At 36.5% G+C, this 15,788-nt stretch carries 23 protein-coding genes; 6 read left to right on the top strand and 17 right to left on the bottom strand.

Annotation, left to right across the window (positions count from 1 at the left end; translation table 11 throughout):
* The first annotated feature begins 17 nt into the window (after positions 1–17).
* The 4 genes from ES711_RS11940 (at position 18) to ES711_RS11925 (ending at position 2,274) form a co-directional block, all read left to right on the top strand.
* The gene (locus ES711_RS11940) at positions 18–839 is read left to right on the top strand and encodes a phosphatidate cytidylyltransferase (protein WP_146893531.1); all 822 of its coding nucleotides are present in this window, start codon (positions 18–20) and stop codon (positions 837–839) included.
* Positions 829–1,482 (top strand): phosphatidylserine decarboxylase family protein, encoded by a 654-nt coding sequence (locus ES711_RS11935; protein ID WP_146893530.1) that lies wholly within the window; start codon positions 829–831, stop codon positions 1,480–1,482. Before ES711_RS11940 ends, ES711_RS11935 begins: the two co-directional genes overlap by 11 nt.
* Positions 1,479–1,745: an acyl-CoA-binding protein gene (locus ES711_RS11930; protein WP_146893529.1), complete on the top strand. Its 267-nt coding sequence runs from the start codon at positions 1,479–1,481 to the stop codon at positions 1,743–1,745. The genes ES711_RS11935 and ES711_RS11930 overlap by 4 nt, the downstream gene beginning before the upstream one ends.
* Before the next feature lie 115 nt (positions 1,746–1,860).
* The gene (locus ES711_RS11925; protein WP_146893528.1) at positions 1,861–2,274 is read left to right on the top strand and encodes a hypothetical protein; all 414 of its coding nucleotides are present in this window, start codon (positions 1,861–1,863) and stop codon (positions 2,272–2,274) included.
* 79 nt (positions 2,275–2,353) lie between these two features.
* Here ES711_RS11925 and ES711_RS11920 read toward each other — a convergent pair whose 3' ends face one another.
* Both ES711_RS11920 and ES711_RS11915 read right to left on the bottom strand, forming a co-directional pair.
* The gene (locus ES711_RS11920; protein ID WP_146893527.1) at positions 2,354–3,268 is read right to left on the bottom strand and encodes a dimethylarginine dimethylaminohydrolase family protein; all 915 of its coding nucleotides are present in this window, start codon (positions 3,266–3,268) and stop codon (positions 2,354–2,356) included.
* Between the two features lie 64 nt (positions 3,269–3,332).
* Positions 3,333–4,619 (bottom strand): citrate synthase, encoded by a 1,287-nt coding sequence (locus ES711_RS11915; protein WP_146893526.1) that lies wholly within the window; start codon positions 4,617–4,619, stop codon positions 3,333–3,335.
* Between the two features lie 255 nt (positions 4,620–4,874).
* Here ES711_RS11915 and ES711_RS11910 point away from each other — a divergent pair, with 255 nt between their 5' ends.
* Positions 4,875–5,423, top strand: coding sequence for a DUF481 domain-containing protein (locus ES711_RS11910; protein WP_146893525.1), 549 nt, complete (start codon positions 4,875–4,877; stop codon positions 5,421–5,423).
* A complete protein-coding gene (locus tag ES711_RS16625) occupies positions 5,396–5,626 on the top strand; it encodes a DUF481 domain-containing protein (protein WP_146893596.1) in 231 nt (76 codons plus the stop codon). The genes ES711_RS11910 and ES711_RS16625 overlap by 28 nt, the downstream gene beginning before the upstream one ends.
* Positions 5,627–5,636: 10 nt before the next feature.
* Here ES711_RS16625 and eno read toward each other — a convergent pair whose 3' ends face one another.
* From eno to rplR, 15 genes are all read right to left on the bottom strand, one after another.
* The gene (eno, locus tag ES711_RS11900; RefSeq protein ID WP_146893524.1) at positions 5,637–6,929 is read right to left on the bottom strand and encodes a phosphopyruvate hydratase; all 1,293 of its coding nucleotides are present in this window, start codon (positions 6,927–6,929) and stop codon (positions 5,637–5,639) included.
* 207 nt (positions 6,930–7,136) lie between these two features.
* Positions 7,137–8,240 (bottom strand): glutamine-hydrolyzing carbamoyl-phosphate synthase small subunit, encoded by a 1,104-nt coding sequence (carA, locus tag ES711_RS11895; protein ID WP_146893523.1) that lies wholly within the window; start codon positions 8,238–8,240, stop codon positions 7,137–7,139.
* Between the two features lie 77 nt (positions 8,241–8,317).
* Positions 8,318–8,968, bottom strand: coding sequence for a hypothetical protein (locus ES711_RS11890; RefSeq protein ID WP_146893522.1), 651 nt, complete (start codon positions 8,966–8,968; stop codon positions 8,318–8,320).
* Between the two features lie 92 nt (positions 8,969–9,060).
* Positions 9,061–9,552 (bottom strand): 50S ribosomal protein L17, encoded by a 492-nt coding sequence (gene rplQ, locus ES711_RS11885; RefSeq protein WP_146893521.1) that lies wholly within the window; start codon positions 9,550–9,552, stop codon positions 9,061–9,063.
* Positions 9,553–9,686: 134 nt separating this feature from the next.
* Positions 9,687–10,679, bottom strand: a complete 993-nt coding sequence (locus tag ES711_RS11880; protein WP_146893520.1) for a DNA-directed RNA polymerase subunit alpha — start codon at positions 10,677–10,679, stop codon at positions 9,687–9,689.
* A gap of 94 nt (positions 10,680–10,773) precedes the next feature.
* Entirely contained in the window at positions 10,774–11,379 is a 606-nt protein-coding gene (gene rpsD / locus ES711_RS11875; protein ID WP_146893519.1) for a 30S ribosomal protein S4, read from the bottom strand.
* Positions 11,380–11,557: 178 nt separating this feature from the next.
* On the bottom strand, positions 11,558–11,947 hold the full coding sequence (gene rpsK / locus ES711_RS11870; RefSeq protein WP_146893518.1) for a 30S ribosomal protein S11: 390 nt from the start codon (positions 11,945–11,947) through the stop codon (positions 11,558–11,560).
* A gap of 100 nt (positions 11,948–12,047) precedes the next feature.
* Positions 12,048–12,422: a 30S ribosomal protein S13 gene (gene rpsM, locus ES711_RS11865; RefSeq protein ID WP_146893517.1), complete on the bottom strand. Its 375-nt coding sequence runs from the start codon at positions 12,420–12,422 to the stop codon at positions 12,048–12,050.
* A 2-nt stretch (positions 12,423–12,424) separates the two neighbouring features.
* Complete coding sequence (gene ykgO / locus ES711_RS11860) at positions 12,425–12,541, bottom strand: type B 50S ribosomal protein L36 (protein ID WP_008269159.1); 117 nt, start codon at positions 12,539–12,541, stop codon at positions 12,425–12,427.
* Between the two features lie 12 nt (positions 12,542–12,553).
* Complete coding sequence (gene infA, locus ES711_RS11855) at positions 12,554–12,769, bottom strand: translation initiation factor IF-1 (protein WP_146893516.1); 216 nt, start codon at positions 12,767–12,769, stop codon at positions 12,554–12,556.
* Positions 12,770–12,776: 7 nt separating this feature from the next.
* On the bottom strand, positions 12,777–14,123 hold the full coding sequence (gene secY, locus ES711_RS11850) for a preprotein translocase subunit SecY (RefSeq protein ID WP_146893515.1): 1,347 nt from the start codon (positions 14,121–14,123) through the stop codon (positions 12,777–12,779).
* A gap of 13 nt (positions 14,124–14,136) precedes the next feature.
* The gene (gene rplO / locus ES711_RS11845) at positions 14,137–14,589 is read right to left on the bottom strand and encodes a 50S ribosomal protein L15 (protein ID WP_146893514.1); all 453 of its coding nucleotides are present in this window, start codon (positions 14,587–14,589) and stop codon (positions 14,137–14,139) included.
* A gap of 12 nt (positions 14,590–14,601) precedes the next feature.
* Positions 14,602–14,784 carry a 50S ribosomal protein L30 gene (rpmD, locus tag ES711_RS11840; protein ID WP_146893513.1) on the bottom strand — a complete coding sequence of 61 codons (183 nt, stop codon included), beginning with the start codon at positions 14,782–14,784 and terminating at the stop codon, positions 14,602–14,604.
* Positions 14,785–14,891: 107 nt separating this feature from the next.
* On the bottom strand, positions 14,892–15,416 hold the full coding sequence (rpsE, locus tag ES711_RS11835; protein ID WP_146893512.1) for a 30S ribosomal protein S5: 525 nt from the start codon (positions 15,414–15,416) through the stop codon (positions 14,892–14,894).
* 6 nt (positions 15,417–15,422) lie between these two features.
* The gene (gene rplR, locus ES711_RS11830) at positions 15,423–15,779 is read right to left on the bottom strand and encodes a 50S ribosomal protein L18 (RefSeq protein WP_146893511.1); all 357 of its coding nucleotides are present in this window, start codon (positions 15,777–15,779) and stop codon (positions 15,423–15,425) included.
* Between the last annotated feature and the right edge of the window lie 9 nt (positions 15,780–15,788).

The following is a 15,788-nucleotide window of genomic DNA, read 5'->3' as shown; positions in this document are numbered from 1 at the left end:
TTATTTAAAAATCACAAATGAAGGAATTTAGTACAAGAGCCATTTCTGGCGCTATCTATATATCATTACTCATACTATCCATATATTGGCAGTATGTATTGGTGGTTCTCTTTTTTATCTTTGGACTTATTTGCATGGCTGAATTCAAGAAACTTATACAACTTGAAAGTAAAGCCCCATACATCGTATTTACGACAATGTATCTCGGGTTTAGCATCTGGGCGCTCATTCCGGAAACCGATGCAGGCTTTAAGGAAGCGATTCAAATTTTACAGACCATTACCATTTTCGTGCAGTTGTTCTTAATTAAGGATTTGTTTTCAGAAAAAACGATTCCGCTGTTCGAATCAAAACGGTTTATCCTCACAACATTCTATTTAACAAGTGCGTTTATATTTTTAATTATGATTGCTAACAATGGCAAAGAATTTACACCAATGTTATTGTTGGGGTGTTTTGTATTGATTTGGGTTAATGACACTGGAGCTTACATAATAGGCAAAAATTTTGGAAAACAAAAGCTGTTCCCTAGTGTGTCTCCTAAAAAGACCTTTGAAGGATTTTTAGGTGGCTTATTTTTTGCTTGTATAGCCAGTTATTTTATTGCCATGCTTACGGGCAAGTTAGATTTTACCAATTGGTTGATATTGGCTATCATTACAAGTGTATTTGGTACCTTAGGCGATTTGATAGAGTCTAAATTTAAACGACAAGCGGGCGTAAAGGACAGTGGCGTGATCATGCCTGGCCATGGCGGCTTGTTAGATCGGTTAGATAGTATTATTTTTGCAGCACCATTTTTATATTTATTTTTAAGATTATTCCCATATGTTTCATAAAGAAGGCCATAAAATAGTCATGATTTCTATTGCACTAGTTGTTATAGCCATTATGAGCATTGATTATTTTGTTACGTTATCCTGGTTAAGGACTACCTTAATGCTTTTAGTTATAGCGTTTTTTCTCATAATACTACAGTTTTTCAGAAACCCAAAACGTTTAGGAACGCTTCATGATAACCATGTCCTTTCTCCTGTCGATGGGAAAGTTGTGGTAATTGAGGAAGTTTTTGAGAAGGAATTTTTTAAAGATAAGCGCATTCAGGTGTCTGTATTTATGTCGCCTATTAATGTACACGTTACCCGGTATCCTATTGGTGGTAAAGTAGTGTATAGCAAGTATCACCCGGGCAAATATCTTGTCGCTTGGCATCCAAAGGCTAGTGAAGACAATGAACGTACTACAGTAGTTGTAGAAAACCAGACCTTTGGTCAGGTACTTTACCGTCAGATTGCCGGAGCTTTGGCCAAACGGATTGTCAATTACGCTAAAGTAGATGCGATGGCTACCCAAGGGGCTGATTCTGGATTTATAAAATTCGGATCGCGGGTCGATCTCTTTTTACCTCTTGATGCCGATATAAAAGTAGAACTCAACCAAAAAGTAAAAGGCGGGATTAGTGTGATTGCTGAAACAAAATGACTTCTGACAACTTAGATATTGAATTTAGAGAGGCTGTAGAACGCATTAATAGTTATACAGGTGCATTCCCTGCTGATTTACTACTTCGTCTGTACGCCTATTATAAAAAGGCTACAAACGACTATTCCGGTCCGCGAAGCAAGAAGCCTATCATCAACGCCTTTAAGACTAATGCGCTCTTCCAAATTAAGAGTGTATCTGAAGCTGAAGCCAAACGCATTTATATCGATTTGGTGAACAATTATTTCCTGTACGGAAAATAATCTCTTATTTTATTATCAGATTTTTCTGTAGCATAACTCCTGTGTTTTTATATATCTTAGATGCCCAGCTCCCAGTTTAACCTGCGGCTAGCTCATTAATTCTACTAAATGCCATATGGATTATAAAACCTTTATAAAAAGGGATTATGTGTTAGTTCTCCTGATCAGTGTACTCTACTTCTTAACCGTTAAGAATGTGGTGCCGGTAGTTGCGTATTTAGTAATAGCTGTCATCAGCAGTATTTATTTTTTTCCTGTGAAGTTATTCTTAGGTGATGCATTTGATAACACATCAAAAAAGAAACATATTTTGGCAGCGCTTTCCTATTTTGTTACCAGCAATATTATTACGCTTACCGCCTCAGTGTTTTTTCAAGAGGAGTCTGGTTTTGTCCATACTACGCTTGGCATTTACGCTCTCATCAATCTCGGATTCCTATTCTATTTTTATTGGACTGAAAAATCGAGATATAATGTGATCTTATGCTGCTGTGTGCTCGTTTTAACCTCTGCTAAATTCGCAATATAAAACGGCATCAGTACCCACAAAAAAACCGGAGCAAAAAGATGTCTTTCTATTCCAGTTTTTAAAGTTATAACTATAGTTATTAATCTCTGATCAGCGGCATCGTACTGCAGCGCAACAAGCCTTCCTGCTTAGCGATTTCGGCATAAGGGACTTCTTCAACAGTAAATCCCTGCTGGCGCAACCACTTATTTAAACGGGTGAATTTCTGTTCGGAAATGACCACATCCTCAGAAATTGAAAAGATATTACTGTTCATGTGGTACATTTCCTCTCGAGTAATATGGAAGAGATTGTTTTTGCCGAACAAATTGACCAAATACATATAGTCGCTTTCTTCCCTAAAACCACTCTTATAAATAATTCCTTTATTTTTTCCTACGGGTTGAAAACAACAATCCAAATGCAACGCGTTATCTCTTGGTTCTATTCTCGATTTTACCAAATCGAATTCTTTAACAATTTTGTTAGGAAATAATTGCTTTATATAATTGACACCTTCCATATTGGTACGGGCGGTGATGTAATCTTTATAATCGCTCCCTTTGTAGGTGCCAATAAATATATGATTGTTCCAGAGCATCACGTCTCCCCCTTCCACGTGTACTTCTTCAGGTGGACGAACAACTTTTTGTGAATCAATTTGATCGATTACGTACTGAATCGCATCCAATTCTTTCTCCCTATCGGGAAGAATATTGGCTTTGATAAAAAGATCATCAATCACAAAAGCAATGTCTCTGGCAAAAATCTGATTGTAGTCTTCAATTTGATCTGGACGGTACACTTTTACGTCATACTTCTCCAAAACCTTAGCAACAGCTTCCATTTCTTTTACCATGTCAGCTTCTATTGGATAGGTACCCGCTTTTATATGTTCCAACGATTTAGGATCGTAGGCCTCATCAATTCCCGGCGTGGGTCCATTGCTCACCGCTGTTCCTAAAACCACGGCCCTTAAACGGGAGGTTTCATTTTTAATATTCAATTTCAGCATAATCTAAAGTATAAAAAAAGCTTCATCTAAAAAAAATGAAGCTTTCTGCATTATTAATATCGTATTAACGCTTATCGATCGATTTGAAAGACCTTAAAGTTTCTCCAATATAGATTTGTCTCGGTCTGCCTATTGGCTCCTTATTCAATCTCATTTCACGCCATTGTGCAATCCAACCTGGTAAACGTCCTAAAGCAAACATTACCGTAAACATATCTGTTGGGATGCCCATAGCTCTGTAAATGATTCCTGAATAGAAATCAACGTTAGGATACAGTTTACGCTCTACAAAATAAGGATCTTTTAACGCTTCTTGTTCTAAAGCTTTTGCAATCTCTAAAATTTTATCTTCAACACCTAAGTCGTTCAACACTTCATCGGCAGCTTTTTTAATGATTTTAGCTCTTGGATCGAAGTTTTTGTACACGCGGTGACCGAAGCCCATCAAACGGAATGGATCTTCGCGGTCTTTGGCTTTTGCCATATATTTATCAGTATCACCACCATCAGCATTAATGCCTTCCAACATTTCTAAAACCGCTTGATTAGCGCCACCGTGAAGTGGTCCCCACAATGCAGAAATACCTGTAGAAAGCGATGCAAATAATCCAACATGGGATGATCCTGCAATTCTTACCGTTGATGTAGAACAGTTTTGTTCATGATCAGCATGAAGAATTAATAATTTATCCAAAGCATTTAAAACAATGGGATTCATTTTATAATCTTCGTTAGGCTGCTTGAACATCATTTTCAAAATGTTCTCTACATAGCCTAAGTTTTTGTCACCATAATCTAATGGCAAACCATTCTTTTTACGGAAGGTCCATGCCACCAAAACTGGGAACTTACCCAAAATCTTAACAATAGCCTTATACATATCTTCTTCAGAATCGACATTGACAGAAGATGGATTAAAGGCTGTTAATGCACTTGTAAGCGATGCAATAACGCCCATTGGATGCGCTGACTTAGGAAATGCATCTACTATTTTTCGAATATCCTCATCAACAACTGATTGTGCTTTAATATCTGAGTGGAATTTGTCCAATTGTTCTTTAGTTGGCAATTCACCAAAAATAAGCAAGAACGCTACTTCAAGAAAGTCTGCTTTTTCAGCCAATTCCTCTATGGAATAACCGCGGTATCTTAACACGCCCTTTTCACCATCTAAAAATGTTATGGCACTTTGGCAGGATCCTGTGTTTTTATAGCCTGGATCGAGGGTGATAACACTATCTGTAGTACTTCTTAAAGTGCTGACATCAATGGCAACTTCTTTTTCAGTACCTACAATTAGTGGGAATTCGTATTTTTTACCGTCTATTTCTAACGTAGCTTTGTCTGACATATGTATCTATAAGTTTATTTTGAGTTTGTAATTGTAAAGTGATGTCACGAATTTACGAAATATATCACTATTTTGAAAGCAACGCACGAGCATTTTAGCAATCTTAATATTAATAAAATCTATGTATAACGTGGCATATCCCGTGGGTGTTCTTTCGGATTTTGTTAATTTTGGCATCTGCTAACGTATTGTACGGCAGTAAGCTCTTTATCCAAAAAAGATAATTATATCATATTAAACAAATTACAGGATACTATGCGATTTTTAATTTTGATACTTTTAGTGCTTTTTGGCAGTGTGGCGCAGTCACAGGTGATTAATATAGAAACCATGCGCAAGAAGACGGATTCAGCTAAATGGATCGGATCATTAAGTTTGGATGCGAGCTTTATAAAAAACAAAAACAGCATTTTTAAAATTGCCAATAAAGCCCATATTCAATATAACAACTCCAAAGAATTATGGTTATTTGTCAATGATTTAAAATTTGAAAAAGCAGCAGGCGAATCTTTTGTAAACAAAGGCACTCAGCATTTGCGGTACAACCACCGACTGACGGAGACGGTAAAGATGGAAGCCTTTGCCCAGGCACAGTACGATGCGATTTCCGAAATTGATTTTAGAGGCTTATTAGGAATTGGTCCTCGATTCAAACTGTCTAGCAATGATGATTATAGATTTTATTTAGGAACGCTCATCATGTACGAATATGAGAAAGCTTCAAAAATTGAAGCGAACAACGTCAACGAAAATCTGCGGGCGAGCACTTATATCTCATTAGCCTCTACCCTACAGAAACCTTAGGAATTATAAGCACGAGTTATTACCAACCACGCTTGGATGCGTTTAATGACTACCGACTATCCAGCACCACCAGCATTCTGCTCAAAATTTGGGAAAACCTGTCCTTTAAAACGACGTTTACTTACAATTTTGACGCCTACCCAGTGGTTACCATACCAAAAGCCCAGTACGAATTAACGAATGGGCTTTTATATACGTTTTAAAACTTGAGGTTTATTTCAGTTTAAAGGCTTTGTTTTGTGGAAAATAAGCCACATTCTCCAATTCTTCCTCAATGCGTAACAATTGGTTGTATTTGGCCATACGGTCACTACGTGATGCTGAACCTGTCTTAATTTGTCCACAGTTTAAAGCAACAGCTAAATCAGCAATAGTATTGTCTTCAGTCTCTCCTGAACGGTGCGACATTACTGAAGTATAACCTGCATTATGCGCCATATTAACTGCGGCAATCGTTTCGGTCAACGTTCCAATTTGGTTCACTTTAATTAGGATTGAATTGGCAATACCATTTTCAATGCCTTTAGACAAGCGCTCTACATTGGTCACGAACAAATCGTCACCCACCAGTTGCACGGTATCTCCAATTTTCTCAGTGAGGTATTTCCACCCATCCCAGTCATTTTCATCCATGCCATCTTCAATAGAAATAATTGGGTATTTAGATGCTAATTCTGCCAAATAATCGGCTTGCTCTGTACTGGTTCTTATTTTTCCAGTTTCGCCTTCAAATTTGGTATAATCATATTTGCCATCCACATAAAATTCTGCAGCTGCACAATCTAAAGCGATCATCACATCATCACCTAAAGTATACCCTGCTTTATCAACCGCTTTTTTGATGGTATCCAAAGCATCTTCAGTACCTCCAGCTAAGTTTGGCGCAAAACCGCCTTCATCGCCAACAGCAGTACTTAAACCTCTATCGTGCAATACACTTTTTAGATTATGAAAAATTTCAGATCCCATTTGCATGGCATGGGTAAAACTTTTCGCTTTTACTGGGATGATCATAAATTCTTGAAACGCGATAGGCGCATCAGAATGTGAGCCTCCATTAATGATATTCATCATTGGTACAGGAAGCGTATTGGCTGAAACACCGCCTACGTATCTGTATAACGGCATGCCCAACTCTCCTGCTGCTGCTTTAGCAACTGCTAAAGAAACACCCAAAATAGCGTTAGCACCTAATGTTGATTTATTTTTGGTCCCGTCCAAATCGATCATCATTTGGTCAATTTTGTTTTGCTCAAACACTGATGTTCCTAGAAGTTCCTGAGCTATTATAGTGTTGACATTTTCAACTGCTTTCAGCACGCCTTTGCCCATGTAAGCTTTCCCACCATCTCTAAGTTCTACAGCCTCATGTTCTCCCGTCGAAGCACCTGAAGGTACCGCAGCGCGTCCCATGATTCCGTTCTCTGTAACAACGTCTACCTCAATAGTAGGATTGCCACGTGAATCAAAAATTTGTCTTGCATGAATGTTGATGATGATACTCATTGTTATAATTTTTTAGTGCTGTTGTTTATAATTTTTATAGTCAGCATTAGATTCTTCTGTCGTTTCCGGTAATGCCGAGCTTTGCTAATTTACGAAATTGTTACTCTAATTGCCCACTCAGTTTTCAGATTTACATTTAAAAAGAGCGATATTGTTTGCGCTATGAAGAAACCTCAAAGAACACTGCGGATCTTTGAGGTTTTTACACTATTTATTTTTTATATTCTCGATAAACTGATCAAACAAATACGAGGCGTCTTGCGGACCCGGACTTGCTTCAGGATGGTATTGTACCGAAAAGCAATTTTTAGATTTCATACGCATCCCAGCAACCGTGTGGTCATTTAAATGAATGTGCGTTATTTCAAAATCAGGATGCTGTTCTGTTTCTTCCTTGTTAATGGCGAATCCATGATTTTGAGAGGTAATCTCTCCTTTACCAGTCACTAAATTCTTAACCGGATGATTAATCCCTCTATGACCATTGTGCATCTTGTAAGTTGAAATGCCGTTTGCCAACCCGATTACTTGGTGACCGAGACAAATTCCGAAAAGCGGCAAATTATGATCGATTATTTCTTTAGCCAAAGCAATAGCATTCTCTAAAGGTTCAGGATCTCCAGGACCATTAGAAAGAAAATAACCATCTGGATTAAATGCCTTCATATCCTCAAAAGTGGCATTGTATGGAAACACTTTAATGTACGCATCGCGTTTGGCGAAATTTCTGAGAATATTCTTCTTTATTCCTAAATCTAAAGCGGCAATGCGGTAGGTTGCGTTTTCATCGCCCACAAAATAAGGTTCAGTCGTACTCACTTTAGAAGCAAGTTCCAAACCGTCCATTTCAGGCACTTCTGCCAATTGTTTTTTCAACCCTTCAACATTGTCCACTTCTGTTGAAATGACCGCGTTCATAGCCCCATTTTCTCTGATATAGGTCACTAAAGCACGCGTATCAACATCTGAAATCGCCAATAGGTTATTTTTATTGAAAAAATCCTCTAAAGAACCTTCCGCCGAAGCTCTTGAATAGTTATAACTAAAATTTTTACAAATGAGTCCAGAGATCTTAATATCATCTGATTCTACTTCGTCAGCATGGGTGCCATAATTACCAATATGGGCGTTGGTGGCAACCATTAGTTGACCATAATAGGAAGGATCTGTAAAAATCTCCTGATAACCAGTAGTTCCCGTGTTAAAACAAACTTCTCCAAAGGCAGAACCTTCTCTACCTACTGATTTACCGTGGAATATTGTACCATCTGAAAGTAAAATGATGGCTTTTTGACGCTTATTATATTTCATAATTCGAAAAGAGTTTGGCAAAATTGCATAAAAAAAAGGATAAACTAAAATGTTTATCCTTTTTTTAAGGTGTTTGTTTATAAAGTGTCATAGTACTTAAAAATTTTAATAATGTCTTCCTCTTTTGAAAAGGACCATTTTTGAGTTTTTACTTGTTTATTGACAGCAGATTTTTCAGAATCTACAGCATCAAGGATATTTTTCTTACTTGGCCAGAAGCTCAGGAGTTCATCATTAGTGAAAAGATAATACTTCTCTTCAAAAACATATTTCCCAGGTCCAATAACTGTACTAGTTATATGATGTAACTCCGGCTTTTCTACTACAATGTGTTCTTTTAAAAACATCTTGTCATCATCAAAAGTATACAAGACTTCATAAAATTTATCTCCAATTTTATCAAACCGTTTGCCTTGCGCTTCAACTTTATTTATTCCGTGAAAAATAAATATAGAATCATTGGTCATCTTAGAAGCAAAAAATGAATTTTTAGCATTGTAGTTAATGTTTGGTACATTGATCACCTTGTTGTCAGCGGTAAAGACTTTGGCAGGTTGGTCCCATTCTTTAAACAGATAAACACTTCCACCAATAGTATTCTCACCAGACAAGGTCGCATTCATAGTGGCTACACCACTAGTTCCAGATGAAGGACTGTAACTAATATTTGTTTGTGCCTGCGTACAAACACTGCACGCTAATAAAATTATAAAAAATAGGGTTTTCATATCGGAGCAGATTACATATTTTGAGAAGTTAATATACAAAAAAAGGATAAACAAACTGTTTATCCCCTTTTATATTATAAATGTAAACCCATTTATTCTTCCTCTTCGTTTTTGGCTTTCTTATCAGCAACTGGCGCTGCAACAGGGGCAACATCAGCGTCAGACTTTTTAGAACGACCTCTACGAGTAGTTTTCTTTTTAGGTTGCTTATCAACATTGTAAATTTCGTTGAAATCCACTAATTCGATCATTGCCATATCAGCGTTATCACCTAAACGATTTCCTAATTTGATGATACGTGTGTATCCTCCTGGACGATCGCCAACTTTTGGTGCAACATCTCTAAACAATTCAGCTACCGCTTCTTTTTGTCTGATTCTGCTATACACAATACGTCTGTTGTGTGTAGTATCTTCTTTAGACTTTGTAATCAATGGCTCAACAAATTGCTTTAAAGCTTTTGCTTTTGCAACTGTAGTGTTGATTCGCTTGTGCTCAATTAAAGAACAAGCCATGTTTGCCAACATTGATTTTCTGTGTGCGGTTTTACGACCTAAATGGTTTATTTTTTTTCCGTGTCTCATGACATTTTAAATTTGACATCATCTTGCTGCCATATCCCTTCGGAGAGCAAATTATGAGTCGTTAGTAATTATTTATTTTGAAAAAATTAGAATAATCATCAATCGCAAATCAAAAATCTACAATCGTAAATTAACTAGTCTTTATCTAATTTGTATTTACTTAAGTCCATTCCGAAGTTCAAACCTTTAACATTTACTAGTTCTTCTAGTTCAGTTAATGATTTTTTACCGAAGTTTCTGAATTTCATTAAATCATTTTTATTGAAAGATACTAAGTCACCTAAAGTATCAACTTCTGCAGCTTTTAAACAGTTTAATGCACGTACAGAAAGATCCATATCAACCAATTTGGTTTTCAATAGTTGTCTCATGTGAAGGGATTCTTCATCATAAGTCTCCGTCTGCGCAATTTCATCAGCTTCTAATGTGATACGCTCATCAGAGAATAGCATAAAGTGATGAATTAAGATTTTAGCCGCTTCAGTTAACGCATCCTTAGGATTGATTGATCCATCTGTTTGGATTTCAAAAACCAATTTCTCGTAATCCGTCTTTTGCTCAACACGGAAGTTTTCAATCCCGTATTTCACATTTTTTATTGGCGTGTAAATTGAATCTGTAAAGATGGTTCCAATTGGTGCAGAAGCTTTTTTATTTTCTTCAGCAGGAACATAACCTCTACCTTTTTCAATAGTCAATTCCATATTGATGCTCACTTTGGAATCTAAATTACAGATGACCAAATCTTTGTTAAGCACTTGAAATCCTGATATGAACTTTTGAAAATCGCCAGCAGTAATTTGATCTTGTCCTGAGATAGAAATGGTAACAGTTTCGTTATCAATTTCATCAATTTGACGCTTAAAGTTAACTTGCTTTAAGTTCAAAATAATTTCAGTAACATCTTCAACTACACCTGCAATTGTAGAAAACTCATGATCTACACCTTCAATTCTGACAGATGTAATAGCAAATCCTTCTAAAGAAGATAATAATACTCTTCTTAAAGCATTCCCTACTGTTAATCCGTAGCCAGGTTCCAAAGGTCTAAATTCAAACTTCCCTTCAAAAGGTGTTGAATCAATCATGATTACTTTATCAGGCTTCTGAAAATTTAATATTGCCATACTATTCTTCTTTTTAATTGTTAATTAGTTGCGCGGATTATAAGTATGAAGAAGACGAATAAACCCTTTGGCTAACTCCCAATATGATTAATTATTATTTAGAGTACAATTCAACGATAAATTGTTCGTTGATATTTTCTGGAATTTGAACTCTTTCAGGAATAGAAACAAACGTTCCTTGTTTAGTTTCGTTATTCCATGTCATCCATTCATAAACTGTGCTAGAGTTAGATAAAGAATTTTGAATGATATCAAGAGATTTAGATTTCTCTCTTACCGCAATAACGTCTCCAGCTCTTAATTGATAAGATGGGATATTTACGATTTCTCCATTAACAGTAATATGTCTGTGAGAAACCAATTGACGCGCTCCACTACGTGAAGGTGATAAGCCTAATCTGAAAACAACGTTATCTAAACGAGATTCACATAATTGAAGCAAAATTTCACCGGTAATACCACGTGCAGCTGTTGCTTTTTTAAACATGTTTCTGAATTGCTTTTCTAAAATACCGTAAGTATATTTAGCTTTTTGCTTTTCCATTAACTGGAGTGAGTATTCAGATTTCTTTCCACGACGCTTGTTAGCACCGTGTTGACCTGGAGGATAGTTTCTTTTCTCGAAAGCTTTATCATCTCCAAAAATAGCTTCACCGAATTTTCGGGCTATTTTAGTTTTAGGACCAGTATATCTTGCCATTTCTTAAATTTAATTATGAGAGCGTCTATGAATTAAGGTCTTAATCTCATCCTTCGATAAACAGTGATCTCTCGTTAATACTTGATTATTATTTTTTTTTGAGTCTGCAAATTTACATATAAAAAAACTAATATCAACCATTTAAAACAGTTGATATTAGTTCTACTTACGTTATAAATTATACACGTCTACGTTTTGGAGGGCGACATCCATTATGTGGTAATGGCGTAACATCAATAATTTCTGTTACTTCAATACCTGCATTGTGGATAGAACGGATAGCAGATTCTCTACCGTTACCTGGTCCTTTAACATAAACTTTTACTTTTTTCAGTCCAGCTTCTCTTGCTACTGCAGCACAGTCTTCAGCGGCCATTTGGGCAGCATAAGGAGTGTTCTTTTTAGAACCTCTAAAGCCCATCTTACCTGCTGATGACCAAGAAACGACATCACCTTTTTTATTTGTCAAAGAGATAATGATGTTGTTGAATGAAGCTGCAATGTGTGCCTCTCCGTTAGCTTCAACAATAACCTTACGTTTTTTAACTTTTGTACTTGACTTTGCCATATGTATTTAGTTTTTAGTATTAGTATATAGTCGCTAGAATCCTAAACCGTTAAATTTCAAACAGATTCTTTCCAACGTCTAATAGACTAAAGACTATTTTTTATTTGGTTGCTTTTTTCTTGTTAGCAACAGTTTTTCTTCTACCTTTTCTCGTTCTAGAGTTGTTTTTAGTACGTTGACCTCTTAATGGAAGTCCAGCTCTATGACGAATACCTCTGTAACATCCGATATCCATTAAACGTTTGATGTTTAATTGAATTTCAGAACGCAACTCACCTTCAATAGTTAAGGCACCTACAGCTTCACGAATATTACTAATTTCGTCATCTGTCCAGTCCTGAACTTTTGTGTTTTCGTCAACTTTAGCTTGTGCTAAAATTTCTTTTGCTCTGCTTGCACCTATTCCATAGATGTAAGTTAAAGAGATCACTCCTCTTTTCTGTTTTGGTATATCTACACCTGCGATTCTTGCCATAATTAACCTTGTCTTTGTTTGAATCTAGGATTCTTTTTGTTAATGACGTAAAGTCTTCCTTTGCGACGTACCAACTTACAGTCAGCACTTCTTTTTTTAACTGATGCTCTTACTTTCATCTGTTCTATTTATTAATATCTATAAGTTATTCGAGCCTTAGACAAGTCATAAGGGCTCATTTCTAATTTGACCTTGTCTCCTGGTAACAATTTAATGTAGTGCATACGCATTTTACCAGAAATATGCGCGGTGACTATATGTCCATTTTCTAATTCAACACGGAACATAGCATTGGATAATGCTTCAATTATGGATCCGTCTTGTTCTATTGATGCTTGTTTTGCCATAATAATATTAAGCTACTGCTTTTCTATTTTTCCCGGTTTTCATTAAGCCATCGTAGTGCTTGTTCAATAAATATGAATTGATTTGTTGCATTGTATCAATCGCAACACCAACCATAATTAATAACGAAGTCCCTCCAAAGAACAATGCCCAACCTTGCTGAACACCCATCAATTTTACAACAACCGCTGGAAAAACAGCAATCATAGCTAAGAAGATAGACCCCGGTAAGGTTATTTGAGACATAATTTTGTCTAAGTATTCTGAGGTTTCAGTTCCTGGTCTAATACCTGGAATGAAGCCACCACTACGTTTTAAATCGTCAGCCATTTTGTTGGTAGGAACCGTAATTGCCGTGTAGAAATATGTAAACACGATAATCAACAATGCAAACACAACATTATACCAAAGACCAAAAATGTCAGAGAAATTTGTTTGTAGCCACACGCCAACAGCACCCTCACCTAAACCTTTACCTATTAATGTAGGCACAAACATAATTGCCTGAGCAAAGATGATTGGCATTACACCAGAAGCATTCAATTTTAAAGGTAAGAACTGTCTTGATCCAAATACATTCTTTTCATAACCACCAGAAGCAGTACGACGCGCGTATTGGACAGCAATCTTGCGAACACCCATGACCAACATAATTGATAGAAGAATGATGACGAACCAGATGACCAATTCAATAAGTACCATCATCAATCCACCGTTACCACCACCTTCTAATCTAGAAGCGTAGTTTAATAGGAAAGACGCTGGCATGTTTGCGATGATACCAACCATAATTAATAAAGAAATACCGTTACCGATACCTTTATCAGTGATTTTCTCACCTAACCACATTGCAAATACAGTACCAGTTACCAAGATAATTACTGAAGACACGTAGAACATTGTTCCTGTACCCAATAAGAATGCTGATGAAGGAATACCTAAAGCTGGTAAACTTGCCAAATAACCTGGTGCTTGCACCAAACAGATAGCGATGGTTAACCAACGTGTAATTTGATTGATCTTTTTACGTCCGCTCTCCCCGTCCTTCTGTAATTTCTGAAGATAAGGAATAGCGATACCCATTAATTGAACGACAATTGAAGCCGAAATGTAAGGCATAATACCCAGAGCAAATACCGAAGCATTTGCAAAAGCTCCACCTGTAAAGGCATTAAGAAGTCCTAAAATACCCTGATCCGTGTTACTGGCCAAAGCACCTAACTGACTTGCATCAATACCAGGTAAAACTACCTGCGCACCAAAACGGTAAACTAAAAGTAGACCAAGCGTAAGCATGATTCTATCTTTTAGTTCTGTTATTTTCCAAACATTTTTTAAAGTCTCTATAAATTTCATTCTCTAAAAGGTCTTATAAAGTTACAGCTTCTCCTCCGGCAGCTTCAATAGCAGCTTTTGCTGAAGCGGTAAATTTATGAGCAGTAACTTTTAATTTCGATTTCAATTCGCCACGACCTAAGATCTTAACAAGATCATTCTTGTCAACAAGACCTAGTTCTAATAACGTTACGAAATCTACAGTGTCTTTAATGATTTGATCATCTACCAATGCTTGTAATTTATCAAGATTTACACCTTGATACTCTACGCGGTTGATATTTGTAAATCCAAACTTAGGCACACGTCTTTGAAGAGGCATTTGCCCACCTTCAAATCCTAATTTTTTAGAGTAACCAGAACGAGACTTTGCTCCTTTGTGACCACGAGTTGCCGTACCACCTTTACCAGAACCTTGTCCTCTACCTATTCTCTTGCCTTGATTTTTAACTGACCCTTCAGCCGGTTTTAAATTACTTAAATCCATTATTCTGCTGTATTATTTTGTTCCCTCTACAGAAACTAAATGTTGAACTTTATTAATCATTCCAAGGATACTTGGCGTGTCATCATGCTCAACAACCTGGTTCATTTTGTGCAACCCTAAAGACTCTAAAATTCTCTTTTGGGTTAGCGTGCGGTTGATAGCACTTTTTACTTTTTTTACTTTAATTTTTGCCATTGTTTTTATAGTATTAAGTAGTTAGTATTAGGTATTAAGAATCTAGCTCAAAGTGCATTAAAAATCACTTGTTACTTTGTACTTAATACGTCGTACTCCATACTTATTTATCCGTTAAATACTTTTGAAAGTGAAATACCTCTTTCTTTAGCGATAGAACCTGCATTTCTCAACTGCAATAAAGCATCAAAAGTTGCTTTAACTACGTTATGAGGATTAGAAGATCCTTGAGATTTTGATAGTACATCATGTACACCAACAGCCTCTAAAACCGTTCTTACAGCTCCACCAGCAATAACACCAGTACCTTCAGATGCTGGAATGATATTTACTCTTGCACCACCATACTTCCCTTTTTGTTCGTGAGGTAATGTTTTATTTTGGATAGGAATTCTTACCAAATTTTTCTTAGCGTCTTCAATGCCTTTTGCAATTGCAGTAGCCACATCTTTAGATTTCCCTAAACCATGTCCTACAACACCTGCTTCATCTCCAACTACTACAATAGCAGAAAAACCGAATGCTCTACCACCTTTAGTAACTTTAGTAACTCTTTGTACACCTATAAGATGATCTTTAAGGTCTAATCCACTAGGTTTTACTAATTCTGCGTTTTTATATTTTTGATACATAATGTCTTAAAATTTTAGTCCTGCTTCTCTAGCACCATCTGCTAATGATTTTACTCTTCCGTGATATTGATAACCACCTCTATCAAAAGCAATAGTCTCAACACCTGCTTTCAAAGCTCTTTCGCCAACAGCTTTACCAACTAAGGCAGCTATTTCTAATTTGGTCCCTTTAGCAGAACTAATGTCTTTATCTCTTGAAGATGCAGCACTAATAGTATTACCAGTTACATCATCAATTATTTGAGCATAAATTTCTTTATTGCTTCTAAATACAGCTAAACGAGGTCTTGCTTCTGTTCCAGAAACAACCTTACGTATCCTGCTTTTAATTCTTAATCTACTTTGATTTTTTGTCAATGCCATAACTATACG

The organism is Gelidibacter salicanalis (genome assembly GCF_007997285.1).
In the GTDB taxonomy this organism is placed as follows: Bacteria; Bacteroidota; Bacteroidia; order Flavobacteriales; family Flavobacteriaceae; genus Gelidibacter; species Gelidibacter salicanalis.
Note: the sequence above shows the minus strand (reverse complement) of the source record. Positions and strands in the feature narration are given on the sequence as shown.

What these genes read in the sequence shown, in the direction of transcription:
- ES711_RS11940 (WP_146893531.1), top strand. Translation starts at nt 18, where the DNA reads ATGAAGGAATTTAGTACAAGAGCCATTTCTGGCGCTATCTATATATCA.
- ES711_RS11935 (WP_146893530.1), top strand. Translation starts at nt 829, where the DNA reads ATGTTTCATAAAGAAGGCCATAAAATAGTCATGATTTCTATTGCACTA.
- ES711_RS11930 (WP_146893529.1), top strand. Translation starts at nt 1,479, where the DNA reads ATGACTTCTGACAACTTAGATATTGAATTTAGAGAGGCTGTAGAACGC.
- ES711_RS11925 (WP_146893528.1), top strand. Translation starts at nt 1,861, where the DNA reads ATGGATTATAAAACCTTTATAAAAAGGGATTATGTGTTAGTTCTCCTG.
- ES711_RS11920 (WP_146893527.1), bottom strand. Translation starts at nt 3,268, where the DNA reads ATGCTGAAATTGAATATTAAAAATGAAACCTCCCGTTTAAGGGCCGTG.
- ES711_RS11915 (WP_146893526.1), bottom strand. Translation starts at nt 4,619, where the DNA reads ATGTCAGACAAAGCTACGTTAGAAATAGACGGTAAAAAATACGAATTC.
- ES711_RS11910 (WP_146893525.1), top strand. Translation starts at nt 4,875, where the DNA reads ATGCGATTTTTAATTTTGATACTTTTAGTGCTTTTTGGCAGTGTGGCG.
- eno (WP_146893524.1), bottom strand. Translation starts at nt 6,929, where the DNA reads ATGAGTATCATCATCAACATTCATGCAAGACAAATTTTTGATTCACGT.
- carA (WP_146893523.1), bottom strand. Translation starts at nt 8,240, where the DNA reads ATGAAATATAATAAGCGTCAAAAAGCCATCATTTTACTTTCAGATGGT.
- ES711_RS11890 (WP_146893522.1), bottom strand. Translation starts at nt 8,968, where the DNA reads ATGAAAACCCTATTTTTTATAATTTTATTAGCGTGCAGTGTTTGTACG.
- rplQ (WP_146893521.1), bottom strand. Translation starts at nt 9,552, where the DNA reads ATGAGACACGGAAAAAAAATAAACCATTTAGGTCGTAAAACCGCACAC.
- ES711_RS11880 (WP_146893520.1), bottom strand. Translation starts at nt 10,679, where the DNA reads ATGGCAATATTAAATTTTCAGAAGCCTGATAAAGTAATCATGATTGAT.
- rpsD (WP_146893519.1), bottom strand. Translation starts at nt 11,379, where the DNA reads ATGGCAAGATATACTGGTCCTAAAACTAAAATAGCCCGAAAATTCGGT.
- rpsK (WP_146893518.1), bottom strand. Translation starts at nt 11,947, where the DNA reads ATGGCAAAGTCAAGTACAAAAGTTAAAAAACGTAAGGTTATTGTTGAA.
- rpsM (WP_146893517.1), bottom strand. Translation starts at nt 12,422, where the DNA reads ATGGCAAGAATCGCAGGTGTAGATATACCAAAACAGAAAAGAGGAGTG.
- ykgO (WP_008269159.1), bottom strand. Translation starts at nt 12,541, where the DNA reads ATGAAAGTAAGAGCATCAGTTAAAAAAAGAAGTGCTGACTGTAAGTTG.
- infA (WP_146893516.1), bottom strand. Translation starts at nt 12,769, where the DNA reads ATGGCAAAACAAGCATCAATAGAACAAGACGGATCCATAATTGAAGCA.
- secY (WP_146893515.1), bottom strand. Translation starts at nt 14,123, where the DNA reads ATGAAATTTATAGAGACTTTAAAAAATGTTTGGAAAATAACAGAACTA.
- rplO (WP_146893514.1), bottom strand. Translation starts at nt 14,589, where the DNA reads ATGGATTTAAGTAATTTAAAACCGGCTGAAGGGTCAGTTAAAAATCAA.
- rpmD (WP_146893513.1), bottom strand. Translation starts at nt 14,784, where the DNA reads ATGGCAAAAATTAAAGTAAAAAAAGTAAAAAGTGCTATCAACCGCACG.
- rpsE (WP_146893512.1), bottom strand. Translation starts at nt 15,416, where the DNA reads ATGTATCAAAAATATAAAAACGCAGAATTAGTAAAACCTAGTGGATTA.
- rplR (WP_146893511.1), bottom strand. Translation starts at nt 15,779, where the DNA reads ATGGCATTGACAAAAAATCAAAGTAGATTAAGAATTAAAAGCAGGATA.